Here is a 21,739-nt window from a genome sequence, read left to right as displayed (position 1 = left end):
ACCCTTGTGATAGGATCGTCTCCGAAACGGCATGGTCCAACGGGGTACCCTTTTACATTCCATAATTAAACCAAACAAGGAAGAAGTGTAGAATGCACCTTCGCATTGCTGGCCGCGATATTCCGATCCCACAGACGGAAGGGGTCTCCCTTCGTGTTCGTAACCATTCCCCCGGACTCCTCAACGAGCAGCACACCCGCGGCAACGTCCCATGCACTCAAACCGTACTCCCAAAAGGCATCGAGCTTGCCGCAAGCAACATACGCCAAAGTTAACGCAGCCGAGCCGAGCGACCGGATCGTTCTGAATTCCCTGCCGATCGCTTCCATCGTGGCGATATTCATCTCCCGATAGGCCGGTGTTGATACAAAGCCGGTCCCTATCACACAATCCTCCGCCTGCTCCGCATCGGTTACCGCGGCGGGCTTACCATTACAAAAGGCCCCCTTGCCTGACTCCGCCCAATATAAATCATCTCTGCAGGGATCATAGATGACACCGAGCCTCAGCTCCCCTCTGCACAGCAGCGCGATAGACACAGTATATCCCGGGATCCCATGAATAAAATTGGCCGTGCCATCGATCGGGTCGACGATCCACAAATAGGGTCGATCGGATCGTTCTTTAAGAATCTGTTCTACCGGCTTCCCGGAGCCAAAAGTCTCTTCTTCCCCAAGAAAGGCATGGTCGGGATACGATTCCAGGATGATGCTTCGAATCATCTCCTCCGCTCGCTTGTCGATTTCCGTCACGACATCAAACCTGGAGCTTTTTTTCTCAGCCGCCTGACCTGTGCCCATTTGCGAGAGAATCATTGTACCCGCTTGTTTCGCCGCGCTGCATGCGGTCTCCAAATAACTCATGGCTATTTTCTCCCTTACGTTTAAAATAGGATAAGAAAAGAGAATAATGGGAAATAAATCGCATCATTTGGGCTTCTTTTTGTTCTTTTTTATTCTCTTTCTTAAGGAAATGCAATGCAGATATGCTATAATTTAATTGAATAAACGATAGATTATTGCAGATTATTCATGTTTGCATCATAAATGGTCATACAATGAATTGGGAGAATCAAAAGATGATCAAAACACAGCGGATAAATCAATTAAAAGAATATGTATTTGAACAAGGAACGGTTTCACTCGACGAATTGGTCGAGCATTTTGGAGTATCCAAAAATACGATCCGCAGAGACATCGAGCCCCTGATCGAGTCGGGGATTCTAAAAAAAGTGTACGGCGGGGTCTCAGTCAATCATTCCACCTTGGTCGTATTTAATGAAAGAAAAGATATGAACCTTACCAAAAAACAGGAAGTTGCAAGGCTTGCAGCTGAATTTATAGAAGACGGTGACGTCATTTTCGTAGATTCCGGCACGACGACACTGGAATTGGTTCATTTTATCAAAAACAAGCAGCTGACGATTGTCACCAACAATTTTGATTTTATGCAGGAGGCCAAACCCTTTCCTACGCTGACGATTTTTTCGACGGGAGGCATGTTTGAACGCACAACCAATTCGTTTGTCGGATTCCAAAGTATTGAATTTTTACAGAAGTACAATATCAATAAAGCGTTCATCTCGACATCCGGAATCTCCATTACGAATGGAGTCACCAATGCTTCTCCCTTGGAAACCGAGATCAAAAGCACGGTGGTTAAAAAAAGCATGAAAGTGTTTTTAATGCTGGATGACAGCAAATTCGACAAATATGCTTTAACGACCTACTGCTCCTTAAGCGATATCGACTACATCGTGACGAACAGCAAACCCGGAGATATCTATCTGCAGTACGCAATGGAGCAGCATATTACCCTTGTTACCCCATAGCCCAACGTGAAGAGCGCCAAATCCGTTTTGGCGCTCTTATTTATTTCCGAACCCGCTATGCTGTTCTAGTTCACTTCAGCCCATCGTCTTGCTTTTCCGCAGGAGCCGAATTCCCGAATTTTCCCTTTCACGGTTTCTTTGATGACTTCCCGTGCCGGAGTCAATAGGGTTCTCGGATCGGTCGTTTCCGGATGGTTCGCCAAAGTTTTGCGAAGCTCCGCGGTCCAGGCCGTCACACAATCGGTATTGATATTGATTTTCGCATGGCCCAGCCGGATCGCTCTTTGTAATTGGTGAAGGGGAATTCCCGAAGCCCCATGAAGCACAAGGGGAATGCCTACGGCCTGCGAAACAGCTTCCATTTCCTCGAATCCGAGCTGCGGTTCTCCTTGATATTTGCCATGTACGGACCCAAGGGCTGCCGCCAGCGCATCGATTCCGGTCTCCTCCACAAGCCTCTTGCATTCATGCAGATCGGCGTACCTAATTCCGCCAATCAAGCCGTCTTCCATGCCGCCGACGGTCCCCACTTCCGCTTCTACGGATACGCCGCGGGCTGCTGCATAGTCCACCACTTGTCTCGTATCCCTGATATTCTGGTCGATGGGCCCGTGAGAACCGTCGAACATCACCGAACTGAAGCCCGCGTCAATGGCTTTCACACAACGGTCAACCGTTTTGCCGTGATCCAGATGAAGGACAACCGGCACGCGGATACGCTTTTCTTCGAGCAGCGCGCCAACCATGGCTGCAACTGTCTTATAACCGCCCAGAAAGTCAATCAATCGATCGGTTACAGCAAGAATGACAGGAGCTTCTTCTTCCTCCGCCGCGTCAAGAATGGCATGCACCCAGGAAAGTCCATTCACATTGAACTGGCCGATCGCGTATTGTTCCTCTTTGGCTTTGACTACTAACTCTTTCATTGACACCAACGCCATACCGCATCACCTCCATACCGGCCTCTTACTTTTGCTCAATCCATACGTGATCGCGATCAGCGGGATTTAAGCGATGCCGAGGCCTTCTTTCATTTTCTTCAGCATGAAAGCGCTCGATTCCTCCGCCCGGTCACTGTAAGCAAATACCGCATTGGTGGCAATCCCGTCAAATTTCATTTCCCGCAGCTTTCTGAAAATTGTATCAAAATCCACTTCGCCTTCCCCGATATTCAAATGCTGATGGACGGTAATTTGCGCATCGGGCGGATTCACGATATAGCGCAGGCCGTAGGCCGCTTTATGATTGAAAGTATCCGCAAACAGAACGTGATCGAGCAAATCCCCCGCTTCATCAAGCATCTTCCCTACATCGCCAATGCCATCATCATAGAAGAAGGTGTGGGCCGTAGAGTACACCAGCTTGATCCAGGGACGGTCCAAGGCGCGGATCATATCGATCGCACCCGTGTTCGTCTCGATGAAATCATAGGGGTGCGCCTGCAGATTTAATCTTACGCCTTCTTTCTCAAACACCGGGATGAGCTCATCCATCGATCTGACGAAATGTTCCTCGCAGACCACAGGATTGTATTTGGTTCCGCTGAATTCGCTGTTCATCAGGTCAACATCCAATTCCACCGCAATTTCAATGGCCCGCTTCCAGTTTCTCACCGCTGCCTGTCTTCTTTCTTCCTCAGGACCGGCCCAATGATAAAGCGGCAGGAGCGAAGAGAGTTTGACGCCGGCCTCATTCAGCCACTTTTTGACCTGCTTGATCTTCTGCTTGTCGACTTTCGGGTATTTATAGAACGGGCAAAAATCTTCACGGGGGGACAGCTCGATATATTCGTATCCCAGCTCCGCTGTTTTAAAAATCATTTCTTCCATCGACAATGAATCTCTAAAATGGGTTGGATCATAGGCTAATTTCATGGTTTCTTCCTCCCGGACTGGAATGGCGGATCAGATCCGTCTCGTTTGCCTAATAGGATTTGGATCTCTTCAGCATTTCGAATTTATGTTCGTATGCCCGCTGGATGCCCTCTTTATGGGAGACTTCCGCTACCCCGAGATTCCACCAGCTGTCGTAGCCGTCCGTCATCGTTTTGGGCAGCACCTTCATATCGATCAGCGTGGACGTCTCCTGAAGCTTCGCATCTTCCAGTGCACTCTTCAGGGCTTCCACACTGTTGACGCGATACACTTTGGCTCCGTAGCCTTCCGCCACTTTGGCATAGTCGATATTCATAATCCGGTTGTCGGCCGTCCGGAACTCGCAGAAGAAGCTTCCGGAGCCATAATCCATCTGCAGATTGTTGATGCAGCCGAAGCCGGAATTATCGAAGAGCAGGATGTTGATTTTTTGATGGTATTGCATCGCTGTAATGAGTTCGGAGTGAAGCATAAGGAAGCTTCCGTCACCCACAATGGAATATACTTCCTTGTCGGGATGGGCCAGTTTGAGTCCCAGCGTGCCGGATACCTCATAACCCATACACGAATATCCATACTCCAGATGGTATGTATTCGGTACTTCCGCATTCCATAATCTCTGCAGGTCACCCGGAAGAGAGCCTGCCGAACTGAGGATAATGCTGTCATTCTCAATGGTGTCATTGATGGCAAGTAACGCCGTTGTCTGCGGGAGCTCCGTTCCCAGGGCATCCGCATATTCATTCATCGTTTCCTGCGAGAATTGGTTTTTGATCTCCGGCAGGAAACCCGATCGACTGAATTCCACCCGGCTTAACCGCTCCCGCTCCGCATCCCATTCGGCCCTGAGCTCCGGGATGACCGGACCAAAGTCACTGCTGTAGCCTTCCAGCAGGGGGTACAGTTGTTGAAGCGTGACTTTGGCGTCCGCAACGACTTGAACGGCATCCAGCTTATACGCCTGCATACGGCTGACATTGATATTCAGGAACTTGGTCCGGTCAAAATCGAAGGCCGTTTTGGAAGAGGTGGCAAAATCGGTATACCGGGTGCCGATGCCGATAATCAGGTCCGCCTGCCGGGCAGCCTTGTTCGCAGCGAGCGTTCCGGTAATGCCCATGCCTCCAAGATTGTTCCGGAAGGTGGATTCGACCGCAGATTTGCCCGCCTGTGTTTCCACAAGCGGAATCTGATACCGCTCCGACAAGGCCGTCAGCTCCTCCCGGGCTTCCGAATACTTGACCCCGCCGCCCACAAGGATCAGCGGCTTGCGGCTCTCCCGGATCAGCTGTACCGCCGCTTCCAGTTCGCGTTCGCTCGGCTCCTTGCGGTCCACATAATGAATGCGTTTCTGGAAGAACGACTCTTCATAATCAAACGCTTCCCCTTCCACATCCTGACAGATGCAGATCGTAACGGGACCGCTTCTGGCCGGATCGGTCAGCACCTCAAAGCCGCGAATCAGGCTGCTCATCAGCTGTTCGGGCCGGGTCACCCGATCCCAGTAACGGGAAACGGGCTTCAGCGCATCGTTCGTTGTGACGGCAATGCTGTACTCCTGTTCAATCTGCTGCAGAACCGGATCAGGCTGTCTCGTGGCATAGGTATCGGCCGGCAGGAGCAGGACCGGGATGTTATTGGCGAGAGCCGTTCCGGCAGCCGTTACCAGGTTGGCCGAACCCGGCCCGGACGAGGTGGACACCGCATAGATTTTTTTGCGCAGCTTTTCTTTGCTGTACGCAATGGCCGCATGAGCCATGCCTTGTTCATTTTTGCCCTGCAGCACCTTGAGATGCCCCGGGTCCTGTTCGAGTGCCTGCCCGATCCCCAGCACATTCCCGTGTCCGAAAATCGTAAAGATCCCTTCCACAAACGGCGACTCTCTGCCATCGACATGGATATACTGCTGGTTAAGGAATTTGATCAGTGCCTGGGATGTAGTTAATCTGATTTTGCTGCCCATTACCGACTCCACCTTTGACTAAAGATAAAAATGCCCTGTCTATCCATTCGCAATGAGATGCCCGGCGATCACGGCCTCAATGTCCTCTACCTGCGGCAGGGCATCAGAAGAACTGTGCCTGCTGACAACGATCGATGCGGAAGCACTTCCATATTTCAGCGCGGTTTCAATGTCTTTGCCTTGAGCGAGCGCATACAGGAAAGCGGAGGCGTAGGAATCACCGGCGCCGAATGTTTTTAACACCTTGGTTCGATAGGCATGCGCCCGGATCACATCGCCTGCCCTGGTGTACGCGTAGGAGCCGTCCACACCGTGTTTGATCACGATCAGCTCGGGCTTGTGCCGGAACAAATAGCCGGTGGTCTCTTCGTTCGATCCTCCCGCTTTGTTCTCCAGTACGTCGTACTCGTCTCTCGTGCCGATCACAATATCGGACTGCTCGGCCACCAAGGAGTAATAGATCGCGGTCTCTTCTGCAGACTTCCAGGTATAAGGACGGTAATCCAGTTCAAATACGACCTTGACCCCTTGTCTCTTGGCGAATTGAATCGCTTTCAACACGGCTTCTCTGGATGGACTCTGGGCGAGCGCAGTACCGGAAACAAGGAGCGTATGCGCTTGACTGATGTAGCCTTCACTGACTTCCTCCGGCTTCAAATATAAATCCGCCGCCAGGTCGCGGTACATCAAGATGCTGCATTCTTCCGGACTTTTGATCTCCGTGAAAGCCAGCCCCGTCTTATGCCCCTCCCGGTCCACGATGAGCTGCGAAGTATCGACTCCGGCATCGCTTAAATACTTCTTGATAAACCGGCCATGCTGATCGTCCGCAAGCTTCCCAATAAAGCCGGCCCTCAGCCCCAGTCTCGATACCCCGATCGCAATATTGGCAGGCGACCCGCCTACATATTTGGTAAAGTTCATGGTCTCTTCCATCGGCCGGTTATACTCCACGGCATTCAAATCGATGCAGGCCCTTCCAATGGCAATCAGATCAAATCGCTTGTCATCCGCTGCTCCACCGCTCATATCCTGACAGCTCCTTCCAATTCAATCACGGTTCAAGATCCATTCGTGTGCCGGATCATTGTAAAATTTCCAGATGCGCTGCGGCCCTGCCATCACATTCAGGTAATACGAGGTGTAGCCGTCCGGCACGCCGACCGGGTGGTAACCTGCCGGGACCAGGACGACATCTCCGTGCTCAACGGCCATCGTTTCATCAATGCTCCGGTCATCCGTATACACCCGCTGGAAGACAAAGCCCTGCTGCGGATCGAGTTCATGGTAATAAGTCTCTTCCAGCAAAGACTCTTCCGGCAAACAGTCCCGGTCATGTTTGTGGGGCGGGTAGCTGGAGAAGTTCCCGCCTTCCGTAAACACTTCCACAACAAGCAAACTGTTCGCGGAAGGATGGTGATCCGGCAAAATGTTATGTACCGTACGCTGGTTTTGATACTTGCCGCGATGCTCCACTCCTACATCCTCAGCCCTGATCAGCCGGGTAGGAAGCTGCTTGTCAGAAGGGGAGTAGCACAAGGCGACCCTGGCCTCCTTGTCGGCATGGATCAGGAAGGTTCTGTCATTGGATACATATACGCTGTCGGTAGGCTTCTTCTCAAAAACGCTGTCTCTCGTCCCAATATGCTCGAACGTCCTCTCTCCGTCGGCTACGGTGATTCTCCCTCTGAGCGCAACGATGCAGCATTCTTCCTGCTGCAGCGCTTCCTCATACTGCGCGCCTGGTTTCATGTCAATGACTTTAAACCCGACGTATTGGAGTATAGACTCCTTGGCCGGAATCTCATGCACGATCGTTACGCCGCCCTCGTCGCCCAAGCTGATATTGCCCGCTTTACGAAGCAATTGGACTGACATGAGTATATCCCTCCCTTTCTTCTGGTGTTTGCTGCGATATCACAACAAACCATCAAACTTTTGATTATATTTTGGTTATATTTTTATCATAACTAATTAAGATATTGCCGTCAAGCTAAAAAAGGAGCCGAAATATTGAAACAATCTCTCACAAATGTACGTTACAATGGAGAACATTGAAAATATGCATGGTTTCTTTCCATAAAACACGGCATATCCATCACAAATCATCATATCACCACAATATTCGGGAACATTATTGTATACTATTTGTTAACTATTGATAATATTTTGAACATATGATATAGTGAGAGCAATTCAAAACCTAACAGGGGTATCGAAAATGAGAGATATACGCCTTAACCACATCGAAGAATACATTCATTCCAGAAAAAATGTGACGCTGGATGAGCTCTGCCTCAGATTCGACGTATCCAAAAATACAATCCGCCGGGACATCAATCAAATCTCGGAAAAAGGAACCATTCAAAAAGTATATGGCGGTGTGGTTTCCAACCCTGAATTGGTATCCTTCAAGAACCGAACGATAAAGAACCAATCCGAAAAGCACGAGATCGGCCGCCTTGCCTCTTCCTGCATTGAAGAGAACGATCTTATTTTTATTGATTCCGGAACGACGACAAGATACATGGTCCATTACCTGGATCCCGACAAACCCCTGACGATCTTGACGAACAGCCTGGATGTGATCAACGGGGTCTCGAGCATGCCGAATGTCGACTTGTTTGTGGTCGGGAATTTCTACAAACGAAACACCGAATCGTTTATCGGCCTCGACGATCCGCGTTCGCTTGACAAGTACAACGTCAACAAAGCCTTCATGTCGGTCACCGGTGTGAGCGACACGCATGGGCTTACGAATTCGGATCCGCTCGAATATGAAATCAAGAAGATCATCTCGGAGAAAGCAAAAAAGCTCATTCTCCTGGCCGATGCAAGCAAATTCGGAAAGTCGACCCTTCTCACCTATGCCCCCCTCTCCCGGGTGGACACCATTATTACTTCGCAGGCTCTTCCAAGAGAATACCAAGAGTTTTGTGCGGCTCATGACATTGAGATCCGGCATGCTCATCCGGATGAGGAACAGAACAGGAAGCTGAATGCTCCCGGTGCAGGGTTTTAAAGGAGGTGAACTCCGCATGAGCGGATCATAAATCAGCCGGCGGTGAACCTATTCTATCCAAAAAGGAGAAATGAAGAATGCCACTTTTACGCTTTGATTTAATTGAAGGGCGCAGCCCCGAGTCCCTGAAGAAATTGCTCGACACCTGTCACCAGGCCATGGTCGATGCCTTCCAGGTTCCTGTCCGTGACCGTTACCAAATCGTGCACCAGCATCCGCCTCAAGAGCTGATCATTGAAGATACGGGCCTGGGCTATCCGCGCACCAACGATATAGTCATCATCAGCGTTGTCAGCAAAACCCGAACACCGGAGCAAAAACAAAAGCTCTATGCCCTGCTGGCCGAGCGCCTGGAACAGGAATGCGGCATCGCTCCTACGGATTTGATGATTTCCATTACAGAGAACAGCGAAGCCGACTGGAGCTTCGGATTGGGTAAGGCACAGTTTTTAGCCGGTCTGTTATGACCCTCTGCTAGTCGATGCCGCATAGACGCTCCGTTGAAATACTCCTTATTAGGCTCATGTCCTTTGTTGAAGGTACTCCACCTCCAGGACATGGGCCTTTGTGCGTCCGGAGATAGCAAAGCAAAATTCAATGGAGGTATGCCGCCGGACGCGGCTGAACCAGAGTAAACGGCAAAAAAGAGGCGCCGCCCTCTTAACGATCAAGGACAGCGCCGCCGGATTAGTACCGTGCTACCACCATTTTCTTGCGGGTATAGAACTCTACGCCGTCTCTGCCGTTGGCATGGAGATCGCCATAGAAAGACTTCTTGTAGCCGGAGAAGGGGAAGAAGGCCATGGGGGCAGGAACGCCGACATTGACGCCCAGCATGCCCGCATCGATATTCTCCCTGAACTCACGAACGGCCTTGCCGCTGGAGGTGTACAAGCAAGCTCCATTGGCAAACTCGGATTGATTCGCGATCTCAATGGCATCCTGCAGACTGTCCGCACGAACGATTTGCAGTACGGGCGCAAAGATTTCATCGTTCCAGATCGTCATCCCCGCTTTGGCCTCATCGAAGATCGTCGGGCCGATAAAATACCCTTCACTGGGCGCAGCCTCGTTCCGCCGCCCATCCAACACAAGGCGGGCCCCTTCATCGACCCCCTTCTCGATATAACCAATTGTTCTCGCTTTATGCGATTCGCGGATGACCGGGCCGAGGAAGTTCGCTTTGTCCATCCCGTTCCCGATGGTTAATTGTTTGGCCGTACCCACCAATTGCTCCACCAAGGGGTCTGCAATCTCGCCGACCGCTACGACTACGGAGCACGCCATGCAGCGCTCTCCCGCCGATCCGAACGCGGCATTGATGATTTCCTTGACCGCCAGGTTCATATCCGCATCCGGGAGCACAATGGAGTGATTCTTCGCTCCGCCCAGAGCCTGCACTCTCTTGCCCTGTGCCGCCGCGGTCTTGTACACATATTCCGCAACCGGCTGCGAGCCGACGAATGAAATGGCGGCGACCTCCGGATGCTCCAGCAAACCGTTCACCACGTCATGTGCGCCATGTACGATGTTGAAGACTCCGTCAGGCAGTCCGGCTTCCTGAAGCAGCTCAGCCAGGCGGCAGGCCAGGATCGGCGTCCGCTCCGAAGGCTTCAGCACGAACGTGTTGCCGCAAGCGATGGCGAGCGGGAACATCCAGCACGGCACCATCATCGGGAAGTTGAATGGCGTGATCCCGCCGACAACCCCTATGGGATAGCGGTACATATAGGATTCCAGTCCGGTTGCGATATCCGGAAGCCCGCTGCCCATCATCAATGTCGGCGCACCTGCAGCGAATTCCACACATTCAATGCCGCGCTGCACTTCTCCGTAGGCTTCCGCGTAGTTTTTGCCGTTCTCCAACGTAACCAGCCGGGCCAGCTCATCCCAATGCTCCACAAGCAGCTGCTGGTATTTGAACAGGATCCGTGCTCTGCGCGGCACCGGAACTTTGCTCCACTCCTTGAATGCGGCTCTGGCCTTCGTGACCGCACGGTCCACGTCTTCCTTGGAGGAGAGCGGAACGGAAGCGATCGCCTCTCCCGTTGCCGGGTTCGTGACGATATCCGTCCGTTCGGAGGCCGCATCCACCCATTGTCCCCCAATGTAGTTTTGCATGGTTTTCGGACTCTGTGTCATGTATGTTTCATCCTTTCCAAGGTGAGTGAATTGGCTGCAATGCATGCAGAGCCTCAACGACGGCATTCCCTACCTGCTCCGTCGATGCCCTGCCTCCCATATCCGGTGTGAAGACCTTGCCATCGGTCATCACGGTTTCGATGGCCTTCAGCACGCTGCGGCCATGATGTTCGTAGCCCAAGAAGTCAAGCAGCTGGCTTGCCGACCAGACCGCGGCGAGCGGATTCGCAATCCCCCTGCCCGCAATGTCAGGTGCCGATCCGTGGATCGGCTCGAACATGGAAGGGTACTTTCTCTCGGGATTGATATTGGCTCCGGCCGCAAGGCCGAGGCCCCCGACAAGCGCCGCTCCCAGGTCGGTCAAGATGTCGCCGAACAAATTCGAGGTCACCACGACCTCAAAGCGTTCGGGCTCACGGACAAAGAACATGCTCGCTGCATCCACCAAATAGGAAGAGGTTGGGACATCCGGGTATTCCCGGCCCACTTCTTCGAACACCTGGTCCCAGAACACCATGGAATAATTGAGCGCATTGGCTTTGCTGATGCTCGTCAGCGACCTGCCGAGCCTTCGGGCGGTCTCATAGCTGTAACGGATGATCCGCTCCGTGCCCATCCGGGAGAACACGCCCGTCTGAAGCACTACCTCTTCCGGCTTGCCTTTGAACAGCCAATCGCCGGCTCCGGCATACTCCCCTTCGCTGTTCTCGCGGATCACCAGCATATCGATCCCCTCACGCGTAACCTCCTTAAGGGAACATGGTGCACCTTCAAGCAGGGTAATCGGCCGAAGGTTGACATACTGGTCGAAGCCTTTGCGGATCTTGAGCAGCAGCTCCCAGAGCGAGATGTGGTCAGGTACGCCGGGATAGCCGACGGCCCCCAGATAGATGGCTTCATGCTGACTCAGCTGGTCCAGACCGTCGTCATCCATCATCCTGCCGTGCTTGCTGTAGAACTCGCAGCCCCAAGGATAATATGTAAACTCAAACTGCAGCTTTCCATCGAGCGCGGCAATATGGTTTAATACTTTGATCCCTTGGGCTATAACCTCCGGTCCAATTCCATCTCCCGGAATGACAGCGATGCGATGGCTATTCATCCAGATTCACCACAACCGTGACCGTCTCCGACATTTCCTCCACGGCATAATGCGGCCCCTCTTTGCCCATACCGCTGTCTTTCACACCGCCGTAAGGCATGTGGTCGGCTCTGAAGTTGCATGTATCGTTGATGATGACGCCGCCTACCTCCAGCAGATAGGGAAGACGGTGTGCCAGCGAGATCGAACCGGTATACACCCCCGCCTGGAGGCCGTACTTGGAATCGTTGACCTGACGGATGGCTTCTTCTATGGTTTCATAAGACGTAACCGTAACGACGGGGGCGAATACCTCCTCGTCCACCACCTTCATCCCTTTGCCGGCCCCTGTAATGACCGTCGGTTCATAGACGCAGCGGCTTCGGCTGCCTCCGATGGCAATTTGCGCTCCGGCTTCCTTGGCCTCGTTGACCCAGGCTTCGATCCGTTTCGCCTCTTTCTCGCTGATCATCGGCCCCACCTCCGTTAACGGATCCAGCGGATCGCCGACCTTCAGCTGTTTGACCTCATCTATAAACAAATCCATGAATGCCTTCTCTACACGTTGGTGGACGTAGATGCGCTGAACGGAAATACACACCTGGCCGGCATGGGCAAACGCCATCTTGGCCAGTTTTTTTGCCGCTTTCTCCACATCCCCGTCTTCATGTACAATGGTTGCCGAATTGGAGCCGAGCTCCAGAATCGTCCTGCGCATGCCGACCGTTTCCTGAATATGCTTGCCTACTCCGGGAGATCCGGTGAACGTGTAAATTTGGATGCGCGGATCTTTCAGGAGCATTTCGCCGACCGTGGAGCCCTCTCCCACCAGACAGTGGACATAACCTTTAGGCACACCTGCCTGTTCCAGCAGCTCGCACAGCTTAAGCGCACACACGGAAGTATCGGATGCCGGCTTGATGATGACCGGGTTGCCAGCCGCCAAAGCCGGCGCCACTTTGTGCGTAACGAGATTCAGCGGGAAGTTGAACGGGGAGATCGCGCAGACGACGCCGGCCGGCTTCTTGATCGTATACATCAGCCGGCTGCCGATATTGGGGGAGGCTTGGCTTGGAATCAGCTCTCCCTTTAAATACTTGGCCTCCTCGGCGGACAGCTGGAAGGTGTTGGCCGAGCGGCCCACTTCCACCCGGGCGTCCTTGAGCGGCTTGCCGCCCTCCTCCGCGATGCATCTGGCGATGTCTTCCACATTCTCCCGCAGCAGCTGCGCCACCTTCGTCAAGACGGCAGCTCTTTCTTCCGCCGGGAAGGACACATGCTTGAAGGCATACTCGGCGGCTTCGACGGCATGGTTCACTTCATGGGCTCCGGCTTTGTACACCTCGCAGAACAGCTCCCCGGTATATTTGTTATAGACGTGATGGGTTTGTCCTGTTGACACCCATTCGCCGTTAATAAAGAGCTTCTGTTCCCTCTCCATCCTGTACTCCTCCGTCTTCTTCTTTTTCTTTTACACTTTGCGCGCCAAAACCTCACGCACCGCTTCCGCTATATGTTCAGGCGCAATCCCAAACTTCTTCAGAAGCGCTTCGTTCGATCCGGATTCGGCATTGAGATCGCGAACACCGACGCGCCGCATGGGAACAGGCCTGTTCTCGACCAGGACCTCGGCTACCGCACTTCCCAAGCCTCCGATGATGCTGTGTTCTTCCGCCGTCACAATGGCTCCGGTCGTTTCCGCAGCCCGGATGATCGCTTCATGATCGATCGGCTTGATGGAAGGCATATGCAGAACGGCCGCCCGGATGCCCTCCCCTTCCAATAACTCCGCAGCCTGAAGTGCCCGGACCGTCTCGGTGCCGGTCGAGATGATGGTGACATGGGACCCGCTCTTCACCTGAACGCCTTTGCCCAAGGTGAAGGTATGGCTGTCGTCAAAGAGATAAGGCAGGGGGTCCCTCGCTAACCGTATATATACCGGGCCGTTATACTGATGGGCAAATTCCATGACCCTGCGAACTTCAATTCCGTCTGCGGGAGCCAATACCACCATATGGGCAAGGCTTCTCATCATCGCGATGTCCTCGAGCGCCTGATGCGTTTTGCCTGTGCAGCCTGTCAGCAGACCGCTGTAGGCGCCGACCATCTTCACATCCAGCTTGGGCTGAGCCACATTCACCTGAATCTGGTCGATCGCCCGTTTGGAGATGAAAGCCGCGAACGAGCACGTCCAGGGCTGAAACCCAACCGCAGCCAGGCCTGCCGCAACGCTCAGCATGTTCTGTTCCGCGATGCCCATCTGCAGGAACTGGCTCGGATTGTGCTCCGCCACCTTATCGAGTTTGGTGGAGTTCGCCAAGTCCCCGTCCAGGGCCAGTACCCTGGGGTCCGCCTTGGAGAGCTCCAGCAGGACGTCCCCGAATACATCCCTCATTGCCGCCTGCTTTTCCGATAGCATGCTTGTCATCTTCAGCCCTCCGCTTCGATCTCGTGAATGGCACGGTTCAACTCGTCCGCATCGGGAACCTTGGCATGCCAGAGGTAGTTGTTCTCCATAAAGCTGACCCCTTTGCCTTTGAGCGTATGCGCAATGATTACGGTCGGCCGGTCCGCCACCGTCTTCGCCTGAGCGCAGGCATCGAGAATTTGGGCCATGTCATGCCCGTCGATGCTGATGACGTTCCAGCCGAATGCCTCCCAGCGCAGCTCCGGTGCCGTAACCGGCACTTCCCTCTCCCGGTCCGTCCCTTTCCAGCCGTACTGCTGAAGCTTGTTATAATCCAAGAATGCAATCAAGTTGTTCAGCTTATATTTGGAAGCGACATCGGCCGCTTCCCATACCTGCCCTTCCTGCGATTCCCCGTCGCCGATCATGCAGTAAGTATAGAAGGTTTGATGCTTGAGCTTCGCTCCTAGGGCCAGGCCGACGGCCGTAGAGATTCCCAGGCCAAGCGAGCCTGACGACATGTCCAGTCCGGGCAGCAGCTTCATATCCGGATGCGCCTGCAGCCTGGAATCGATATGGTCGAACGTCTTCAGCTCCTCGAGGGGGAAGTACCCCCGGAGGGCAAGCGCCGTATACAACGCAACCGCGGAATGCCCTTTCGAGAGTACAAAGCGGTCCCGGTCTTCCCACTGCGGGTCATCCGGGTTGATGTTCATCACGGAAAAGTACAGTGCGATGAGCATGTCGATGGCCGACAAGGGCCCTCCCACGTGGCCGGCATTCGCATAGTGCACGGTTTCGAGAATGATTCTCCGTGCCTCTGAAGCTTTCTTCGTCAATTCATCTGCTGAGCAGCTTTGGAAAGCCGTATTCATAACCTCACCCCGTTATTTTCGTGGTACATTACCCGACGACCGACTGAAGGTCGAAGTATCTCGATACTACCTGAAGTGTAGTCTCTTTCGCGGTTCGGATCGCTTCTTCCGCATCGAGCTCATAATATTCCGGCCGGAATAATTCCACCGATACCACGTCCGAGTACCCGTTCTTCTTGAGGGTCGATAAGATATGATCCAGATCGATCGCACCGAGTCCGGGCCATACCCGGTCATCATCGGTCAGGAAGCCGATGGGGAAGTCCTCGGTATCGTCGATATGGAGGATGAAAATTTTGGACGCGTCGGCTTTCTCCAAATCCTCCGGCTTCGAGCCCATGGCATGAAAGTGGAAGCAGTCCAGAACCAGACCTACATTAGCCCGGTCCACGGCCTCTACAATATCGTATGCCTGACCGAACGTGTTCACCGTGCACTGCGGATGTCCGACAAATTCGACTGCAATCTTCAGACCATAAGGCTTGGCGATATCCGACAGCTCCCTCAGCACTTCCACGCAGCTGCTCTTGATGTCCGCTTTCCGTATTTTGTCCGTGGTCACCAGGGGGACGGCTACAACGTACTGCACCCCCAGCTTCGATCCCATCTCCATCATGTCCTTGAACTCCCGGATGATTTCTTCATGGCCGGCCTGATCGCGGTTGTTGAAGAAGACCAAGGCGTTAAATGCCAGAGGCTTAATATGATGGGTCTGGAAATAATGAGCCAGATCGTCGATCGAATGATCCTGCAGATACTCCGGCAGCTTGTCCATGGTCCGGATTTCGATATAATCGTAACCGTGCTTCTCGCAGTACTCCAGGTCCTTGACCAAATTCGAATTGTTCAGCGTTGTCGCTTGGTTAAAACACAGCTTCATCTCATTCTCTCCCTTACCGGATTGATCATGCCCTCTATAGGAACCTACTACACGCGGTGGAAGCTGACCTCGTAGTCCCTGTATAATTCCGGCTTTTCACCGAACACAATCGTTTCCCTGTGACCGGATTCCTGCGCCTTCACGCAAGCGTCCGCTGTCACCGCAGCAATATATCCGTCCCACGAAGTCGGTCCCTGCGGCTGCCCGTGTTTCCGGATCGAATCGATAAAATCCTGGAGCTCCCTGTCATAGGCATCAAGGAACCGCTGTTTCCAGTCCATGAGCAGATGGACGCCCAGTTTGGCCTCCTTACGGTAGGTGATGCTTGCCACCTCAGGCAGCTTCACAATCCCCTCTTCCCCAATCACTTCACATTGGATGTCATAGCCATACTTGCAGTTTACGAAGATTTCAGCGGAGATCACGATCCCTTTTGCCGTCTCCAGCGTCACCAGCTGCGGATCACGCAAGTGGCTCGAAGCATGTCTGGTTTTCTTGGGATAGGTTACCTGGACGGAGCTGTAATCATCGTTGATCAGCCAGTGCAGCACGTCGATTTCATGAATCAGGGTATCGGTGATCGCCATATCCGTCGTATAGCCCTCGTCTACGGATGGATTACGGTGCGCGCAGCGAATCATCAGCGGCTCCCCGATATAGTTGCTGTCGATCGCTTCTTTCAGCTGGATGTATCCGTTATCATAGCGACGCATAAAGCCCACCTGCACAAGACGCCTGCCGAATTTGATTTCCGCGTCCACAATACTCCTGCATCCCTCCGCCGTCGTGGCCAGCGGCTTCTCGCAGAAGACATACTTGGCGGCTTCAATCCCCGCCATGACACTGGCCTGATGGGCCGGCCCCCAGCTGGTCACCAGAATGGCGTCCACTTGCTCGGAAGCAATAAGCGTTCGGTCATCCGGATACACAACCGCATCCAGCCCGAACTGCTCGACCACGGCTTTGGCCGCTTCCTGATTCACATCCGTTACTGCGGTAATTCTGCCGCCGGACAAGTTATTGGTAATTCTTCTGATATGCTCGCGTCCGATGGCCCCTGTTCCAATTACACCGATCTTCAATGTCATGATTCGATTCCTCCTGAATGTAGGATAGCTGTACTTCTTCCTTATTAATAACGCTTACATCAAATCGAGTTCAATTCGCTCTTCGAGCTGTCCACTTCATTGGAGTAGCTGCCGGGCAGCGGAGTTTTCTTGTAATCCCGGAACTGCTGCTCCAGCTGTTCGAGGGTCAGCCCTCTGGTTTCCGGAAGGAACATTTTGACGAACAGAATCGCGAATATACCCAGGACAACAAAAATATAGAAGGTTACGGACAGGCCGACACCCCCAAGCAGTACAGGGAACAGCAGACCGATGACGAAGTTTACGATCCAGAGACAGAATACCGTTAACCCCATCCCCAATCCCCGCAGCCGCAGCGGGAAAATCTCCGACAGCATCAACCAGGTTACAGGGGATATGGCTCCCTGCTGGAATGCCAGGAACGTAATGGTGAGTGCCAGGACCACATAGGGCAGCGAAGTTGACCCCTCAAGTACAGCGGAGAAAATGGCGATTAACAGGAGAGAGAACGTGGTTCCGGCGAGACCGACCATCAGCATCGGCCTTCGGCCGACTTTCTCCAGCAGCCAGATGCCGACGAACGTGGCCAGCACCGAGATGACGCCGTTGGCAATATTGCCGATCAGAGCTGCCTTGGTTTCAAAACCCGCATTCTTTAAAATTTCCGTGCCGTAGTACATGATGGAGTTCACACCTGTGACCTGCTGAACCACGGCGATCCCTATGCCGATAAACATAATCCGGCGGATCCATGGAATACCCAAATCCTTAAATCCCGCTTTACGGATATCCGCTTCTTGGGATAAGTTGGCTTTGATCTCTGACAGTTCGGCTGCCGCCTGTTTTTGTTCCCGGATTTTGTTCAATATTCCCAGTGCCTTATCATGCTTTTGCTTGGAAATGAGCCACCGGGGACTTTCCGGGACACGGAACATACCGATAAAAAGGAATACGGCCGGGAGTGCCGAGATGATCAGCATGTACCTCCACACATGAGACACATCGCCTAACGTCGTTCCAAGAATGGCGTTGAAGATATAAGCCAGCAGCTGGCCGAAGACAATCATCAGCTCGTTCTTGGTCACAATCTGTCCGCGCCGATCCGGAGGGGAAATTTCGGCCAGGTAAGACGGAACCGTTACGGAAGCGCCTCCTACGGCAAGTCCGAGCACGAATCGGGAAATCACCATCACCGTGACATTCGGCGCAAAGGTGCAGCCGAGAGTGGATACAAAAAACAGTAACGAGAGGTACATGATATTCTTCCGGCGTCCCTGGTAATCGGACAAGCGCCCCCCAGCACGGCCCCGAGCGCTGCGCCCAGCAGAAGCGAGCTGGCTACGAGCCCCTGAGTGAACGAAGTCAGATTGAGCTGATCGGCTGCGGACATATAGGGAAGCGCCCCGTTAATCACTCCGGTGTCATAACCGAACAAAAGGCCGCCCAAAGTTGAAATCAAAATGATACGGTTCAATACGGACTTTCGAGCTGCATCCATATTCATATCCTTCCCCCTTCGCTATTTAGGAAGTCACAAGCAAAGCTTCGTCAATATAATGGCGGGCCTTCAGCGCGTATTCCAGCGGATGCGCCACGGCAGGGTCCTGTTCGGCCTCGACCACAATCCAGCCTTTATAATCGTACTCCAGCAGAGCAGCGTAGACCCCGGTAAAATCGATGCAGCCGTCACCCGGTACCGTAAACATGCCGCTTAAAAAGGATTGCAAAAAGGACTTCCCGTCTTTCCTGCAGCCGTCCAGCACATCGCTTCTTACATCTTTGAAATGAACGTGCCTGATCCGGTCGATATGGGTGTGAAGCAGAGACAGAACATCACCGTCCGAAACGTACATATGTCCCGTGTCATACAGCAGATGCACGTATCTCGGATCTGTGCCCGTCATCAGTCGGTCCACTTCTTCCGCCGTTTGGACGCCTGTCCCCATATGATGGTGGTAGACCAGCTTCAGCCCGTAGGATTCGGCAATTTGACCCAGCTCTTCGAGACCTGCACATAAGCTCTCCCATTCTTCCTTTGAAAAATGGGGCTTCTCCGTAAACACGTTCTTATCCAGACACTGCACACTGTAAGTCTGCTCCGATACGACAATGACGTCTGCATGAACCTCCTGCAAATAACGGCATTGGCTGTGGAACCGTTCGCGCACATGCTCCATCCCGTCACGGATGATGAAACTGCTGAACCATTGACCCGCCACTCTCAAATTACGGAGTCCAAGCTCTTTGTTTAACGCTTGAGGGCCGGGGAAAAAGCCGCCCACCTCCGTACCTTGAAAGCCGGCCACCACAATGTCGCTTAACAGGTGCTGAAGTGTATTCTCGGCACCAATCTCAGGAATGTCATCATTACGCCAGCCGATCGGAGCAATTCCCCATAAGATATCCTGGTTTTTCATCTGCCTTCTCCTTTTTTCCTGCATTGAGAGCACTTTCATTTTCACTAATGCCCATTCCTCGAACATACGGCTCCGTTTACTTCCTGTTCAAGAATGCGCTGAACTTTACTTCTGTTCCACCAGCTCCTTTACCCTATTTGATAATGTTATGATTATGTTTTGATTAACTGTATGGTTACATCATAATATTAAATGCGCTTTCAGTCAACGCATTTATTAAAATAATCCAACGTTTCCAAATAGTTAATCGCAATTTCGGTTAATAAGCCCGGTTATACTGCTTATAATGGCTCATCCGCTCCGCAATAATGGTTAAGTCTTGAAACTGTTGTGATCATTTTTAGGGTTCGATGAAGGAAACCGGGCCAATGAACGCGGCTGCATCCCGGCAGCAAGTTATAAGTTCTATAAAAATAGCCCCGCATCTTCTAAGGATGGGAGGCTTGTTTTGACGCCATAACGTTCCTTCTGAAAGTTATCGGGCCTTCGCCGCTCCATGCCCTTCCTGCCAAACTTGGTAGCCATACAGGGATGCGGCATGAAAGATGTTGATAGTATAGATATACAATCCGGTATAGGGGTTTGAACCCAGTATGCCTATGGAATCAAACATAGGGGCGAGCACAAAAGCAAACCCTAAATCCAAGATGGCATTCACCACCATAAACCTAAGGAAGTGTCCGTATGTAAACCTGATGACCCACATGCCAATGATCGGAAGTAATCCGTACATGACAAGCGGAAAACTTACCTCTTCGAAATGCCAAAAGTTAAGCATCATCCCAAATTCATAAATAAGTCCACTCGTCACTGCCGTAAATAAGGTTGTCGGCATGAATCGTCTCCGTTCATGCTCATCCATAAAAAGAATGGTTAACCACGGTACCACCAGCAGGCTTATGGTGATGATTTGTTGAATGCTCATTGCAAGTCAGGCTCCTTCTACCTTCGGGATAACCATAATTTCTTCCATTTCCTAGAATGTTATGCATCTATTTCAAAGCCCTTGAATCAAGTGAGTATGACCATGACAAAATCGGTGTGTAAAACGGATATAATCGGACATGTACAACGGCAAGGGTGACTTCTATAATTGATAATAATTATCAATATCAATCATAGAGAGCCTTAAGGGGGAAGCCGTTTAATGAAAGCTTTACGAATGATGATGATTATGCTGCTCCTATGCGTGATCACGGCATGCGGCACAACTGCAAGTACAGGAACCAACGGCAGTACTGCCACAGCTCCTGCCGGCACGACCGCAGCAGCGCAGCCTGCCGCCGAGGCGGAGAAAACGATTAAGCACGCATTAGGCACCGTTACACTGAAGAAAAAGCCGGAACGCGTAGTCGTGCTGTTCAGCGGCATGGTCGACAACGCGCTTGCCTTGGGTGTAAAGCCGGTCGGCGCCGTTGAGTCATGGGACCAAAAGCCCTGGTATACCTTTTTGCGGGATAAAATGGACGGGGTCCAAAACCTGGGCAGCGAAGCGCAGCCCAATCTGGAGGCGATCATCGCTCTGAAGCCCGACCTGATTATCGGAACGAAATCGCGTCATGAGAAAATCTATCCGCAGCTCAGCAGCATTGCGCCTACCCTCATCACGGAAGATCTTTTCAACTGGAAGGAAAATCTGAAGATCAGCTCTGAGGCGCTGTACAAGGAGAAAGAGGCGGAGCAAATCATAAAGAATTGGGACCGGCGCGTTGCTGAATTCAAGCAAAAGGTCGGCGACAAGCTGGGCCAAACGGAGATTTCGATTATGCGGTTCGAGGAGGATGGCAGCTCCCGGATCTATGTGACCGGGTTTGCCGGAACGATCTTTAAGGAACTGGGTCTCTCCCGTCCGAAGTCTCAGCAGGTAGAAGGCAAGACGGTCATCAACCTGACCTCGAAGGAGCAGATGGCGCAGCTCGACGGCGACTATATCTTCGACATTACCCAACTGAACGCGGATGCTCCGGGAAAGGCGCAGACGCAGAACGACTGGACTTCACATCCGTTATGGAAAAATTTAGAGGGTGTCAAAAACGGAAAGTATTTCAAAGTGGACGTCGTGACCTGGAATTTGAGCGCAGGCGCTTTAGCCGCTCAGGCATTACTGGATGACCTTTACAAGTATTTCGAAATCAAGTAAGCAGACTGGACGAAGGACT

At 52.4% G+C, this 21,739-nt stretch carries 19 protein-coding genes and 1 pseudogene; 4 read left to right on the top strand and 16 right to left on the bottom strand.

The features are described 5' to 3' along the window. Positions 1-65: 65 nt before the first annotated feature. On the bottom strand, positions 66-863 hold the full coding sequence (locus PM3016_RS11240; protein WP_014369529.1) for an inositol monophosphatase family protein: 798 nt from the start codon (positions 861-863) through the stop codon (positions 66-68). A gap of 215 nt (positions 864-1,078) precedes the next feature. Between PM3016_RS11240 and PM3016_RS11235 the strand changes: the two genes are divergently transcribed. Beyond that, positions 1,079-1,831 (top strand): DeoR/GlpR family DNA-binding transcription regulator, encoded by a 753-nt coding sequence (locus PM3016_RS11235; RefSeq protein ID WP_014369528.1) that lies wholly within the window; start codon positions 1,079-1,081, stop codon positions 1,829-1,831. A gap of 65 nt (positions 1,832-1,896) precedes the next feature. Here PM3016_RS11235 and fba read toward each other — a convergent pair whose 3' ends face one another. From fba to iolB, 5 genes are all read right to left on the bottom strand, one after another. Further along, entirely contained in the window at positions 1,897-2,772 is an 876-nt protein-coding gene (gene fba, locus PM3016_RS11230; RefSeq protein ID WP_014369527.1) for a class II fructose-1,6-bisphosphate aldolase, read from the bottom strand. Positions 2,773-2,838: 66 nt separating this feature from the next. Further along, positions 2,839-3,705, bottom strand: a complete 867-nt coding sequence (locus tag PM3016_RS11225; protein ID WP_014369526.1) for a sugar phosphate isomerase/epimerase family protein — start codon at positions 3,703-3,705, stop codon at positions 2,839-2,841. Positions 3,706-3,754: 49 nt separating this feature from the next. Then, positions 3,755-5,668, bottom strand: coding sequence for a 3D-(3,5/4)-trihydroxycyclohexane-1,2-dione acylhydrolase (decyclizing) (gene iolD, locus PM3016_RS11220; RefSeq protein ID WP_014369525.1), 1,914 nt, complete (start codon positions 5,666-5,668; stop codon positions 3,755-3,757). 39 nt (positions 5,669-5,707) lie between these two features. Then, complete coding sequence (gene iolC / locus PM3016_RS11215; protein WP_014369524.1) at positions 5,708-6,697, bottom strand: 5-dehydro-2-deoxygluconokinase; 990 nt, start codon at positions 6,695-6,697, stop codon at positions 5,708-5,710. A gap of 21 nt (positions 6,698-6,718) precedes the next feature. Beyond that, a complete protein-coding gene (gene iolB, locus PM3016_RS11210) occupies positions 6,719-7,546 on the bottom strand; it encodes a 5-deoxy-glucuronate isomerase (RefSeq protein WP_014369523.1) in 828 nt (275 codons plus the stop codon). Positions 7,547-7,889: 343 nt separating this feature from the next. On the opposite strand from iolB, the gene PM3016_RS11205 reads away from it, so the two are divergent. Continuing rightward, the gene (locus PM3016_RS11205; protein WP_014369522.1) at positions 7,890-8,690 is read left to right on the top strand and encodes a DeoR/GlpR family DNA-binding transcription regulator; all 801 of its coding nucleotides are present in this window, start codon (positions 7,890-7,892) and stop codon (positions 8,688-8,690) included. 77 nt (positions 8,691-8,767) lie between these two features. Next, positions 8,768-9,157: a tautomerase family protein gene (locus tag PM3016_RS11200; RefSeq protein WP_014369521.1), complete on the top strand. Its 390-nt coding sequence runs from the start codon at positions 8,768-8,770 to the stop codon at positions 9,155-9,157. Between the two features lie 220 nt (positions 9,158-9,377). On the opposite strand, the gene PM3016_RS11195 is transcribed toward PM3016_RS11200, so the two are convergent. From PM3016_RS11195 to PM3016_RS11150, 10 genes and pseudogenes are all read right to left on the bottom strand, one after another. Next, positions 9,378-10,832, bottom strand: a complete 1,455-nt coding sequence (locus tag PM3016_RS11195) for a CoA-acylating methylmalonate-semialdehyde dehydrogenase (protein WP_014369520.1) — start codon at positions 10,830-10,832, stop codon at positions 9,378-9,380. A 7-nt stretch (positions 10,833-10,839) separates the two neighbouring features. Continuing rightward, the gene (locus PM3016_RS11190; RefSeq protein WP_014369519.1) at positions 10,840-11,934 is read right to left on the bottom strand and encodes a tartrate dehydrogenase; all 1,095 of its coding nucleotides are present in this window, start codon (positions 11,932-11,934) and stop codon (positions 10,840-10,842) included. Further along, entirely contained in the window at positions 11,927-13,354 is a 1,428-nt protein-coding gene (locus PM3016_RS11185; RefSeq protein WP_014369518.1) for an aldehyde dehydrogenase family protein, read from the bottom strand. The genes PM3016_RS11190 and PM3016_RS11185 overlap by 8 nt, the downstream gene beginning before the upstream one ends. 30 nt (positions 13,355-13,384) lie before the next feature. Continuing rightward, on the bottom strand, positions 13,385-14,341 hold the full coding sequence (locus PM3016_RS11180) for a transketolase family protein (RefSeq protein ID WP_014369517.1): 957 nt from the start codon (positions 14,339-14,341) through the stop codon (positions 13,385-13,387). Between the two features lie 2 nt (positions 14,342-14,343). Then, a complete protein-coding gene (locus PM3016_RS11175) occupies positions 14,344-15,195 on the bottom strand; it encodes a transketolase (RefSeq protein WP_014369516.1) in 852 nt (283 codons plus the stop codon). A gap of 28 nt (positions 15,196-15,223) precedes the next feature. Next, positions 15,224-16,075, bottom strand: a complete 852-nt coding sequence (iolI, locus tag PM3016_RS11170) for a 2-keto-myo-inositol isomerase (protein ID WP_014369515.1) — start codon at positions 16,073-16,075, stop codon at positions 15,224-15,226. A gap of 47 nt (positions 16,076-16,122) precedes the next feature. Further along, a complete protein-coding gene (gene iolG, locus PM3016_RS11165) occupies positions 16,123-17,163 on the bottom strand; it encodes a bifunctional inositol 2-dehydrogenase/D-chiro-inositol 1-dehydrogenase (protein ID WP_014369514.1) in 1,041 nt (346 codons plus the stop codon). A 59-nt stretch (positions 17,164-17,222) separates the two neighbouring features. Next, positions 17,223-18,661 (bottom strand): annotated as a pseudogene (locus tag PM3016_RS11160) (sugar porter family MFS transporter). A gap of 25 nt (positions 18,662-18,686) precedes the next feature. Then, positions 18,687-19,580 carry a myo-inosose-2 dehydratase gene (iolE, locus tag PM3016_RS11155; protein WP_014369512.1) on the bottom strand — a complete coding sequence of 298 codons (894 nt, stop codon included), beginning with the start codon at positions 19,578-19,580 and terminating at the stop codon, positions 18,687-18,689. Positions 19,581-20,055: 475 nt separating this feature from the next. Continuing rightward, entirely contained in the window at positions 20,056-20,505 is a 450-nt protein-coding gene (locus PM3016_RS11150) for a hypothetical protein (protein ID WP_014369511.1), read from the bottom strand. Positions 20,506-20,727: 222 nt separating this feature from the next. Between PM3016_RS11150 and PM3016_RS11145 the strand changes: the two genes are divergently transcribed. Continuing rightward, the gene (locus PM3016_RS11145; RefSeq protein ID WP_014369510.1) at positions 20,728-21,720 is read left to right on the top strand and encodes an ABC transporter substrate-binding protein; all 993 of its coding nucleotides are present in this window, start codon (positions 20,728-20,730) and stop codon (positions 21,718-21,720) included. Positions 21,721-21,739: the final 19 nt, after the last annotated feature.

It is taken from the genome of Paenibacillus mucilaginosus 3016 (assembly GCF_000250655.1).
GTDB lineage: Bacteria > Bacillota > Bacilli > Paenibacillales > NBRC-103111 > Paenibacillus_G > Paenibacillus_G mucilaginosus.
This window is presented reverse-complemented; position numbering and strand designations above follow the sequence as displayed.